At 42.8% G+C, this 992-nt stretch carries 2 protein-coding genes; both read left to right on the top strand.

Going from position 1 to position 992, the window contains the following annotated elements; translation table 11 throughout:
- Nucleotides 1-129 (top strand): ASCH domain-containing protein (locus IQR33_RS15550; RefSeq protein ID WP_416222680.1); only part of this gene is annotated, 129 nt, incomplete at its 5' end.
- Between the two features lie 50 nt (nt 130-179).
- On the top strand, nt 180-779 hold the full coding sequence (locus tag IQR33_RS15545) for a TetR/AcrR family transcriptional regulator (protein ID WP_017635293.1): 600 nt from the start codon (nt 180-182) through the stop codon (nt 777-779).
- Nucleotides 780-992 lie beyond the last annotated feature (213 nt).

Genomic DNA, 992 nt, shown 5'->3' with positions numbered 1-992 from the left:
TTTGAAGATATTAATGAGTTTCATGCAGAACAAGAAGCCATCGAACTACCAAAACTCAAGCAGTTAATTCGAGAAATCTACCCAAATACCGACACGCTCTTTGTTATTGAGTATGAGCTGATTAAATAACCCACAACAAATACTAGACGACTGGTCTAATTCATTCTATAGTACACTCCATGAACGCAAAGACGAATGACACACGCCAACATATTCTCGACGTCGGATACGAGTTGATCGTAAACCGAGGGTTCACGAGTGTTGGTCTTTCAGAGCTATTAAAAAAGGCCGCAGTGCCAAAAGGCTCGTTTTATCATTACTTCAAGTCCAAAGAACAATTTGGTGAAGCGATGATTCAAGACTACTTTACTAAGTATTTTGAGCGTTTAAACGCACGCTTTACCAATACTGAACTGAGTGGCTACCAACGCCTAATGAGCTATTTCGAAGAAATGGTCAAAGTAGAAGACGACGTGTGTAATGCGAACAAATGTTTATTGGTTAAGTTAAGTGCAGAAGTCTCCGATCTCTCTGAGTCAATGCGCTTGGCATTACGCCAAGGAGCAGACAAAACCATTCAAGCGATAGCGGATTGCATTGACATCGGCATTAAAGATGGCTCAATCCCCAATGGTGACAGTGCGTTATTAGCAAGGCAGATATACTACCTTTGGAATGGCGCTAGCTTGCTGAACAAACTTTATCAAGATCAGGCAGCATTGACGCAAAGTCTGACCTATACTCAACACTTACTGCAGAATACGCGCACTTGCCCATAACGGGCGGCGTGGAAGCAGAATGAACACCCTACACACGTTTCACTGTCAGAAAAAGCGTCAGTGTTAACACAGTAAACCTTCCCGCTTTACATAAGCGGGATATTTTGAAACAAATACTAGACGACCGGTCTAATCAACAAGTGAGATAGATATGACTAACGCAACAAATCGCAGAATCGTACTCGCGTCACGTCCCCATGGTGCACCGACACA

The organism is Vibrio sp. OPT46 (assembly GCF_015163535.1).
Taxonomy (GTDB): domain Bacteria; phylum Pseudomonadota; class Gammaproteobacteria; order Enterobacterales; family Vibrionaceae; genus Vibrio; species Vibrio alginolyticus.
This window is presented reverse-complemented; position numbering and strand designations above follow the sequence as displayed.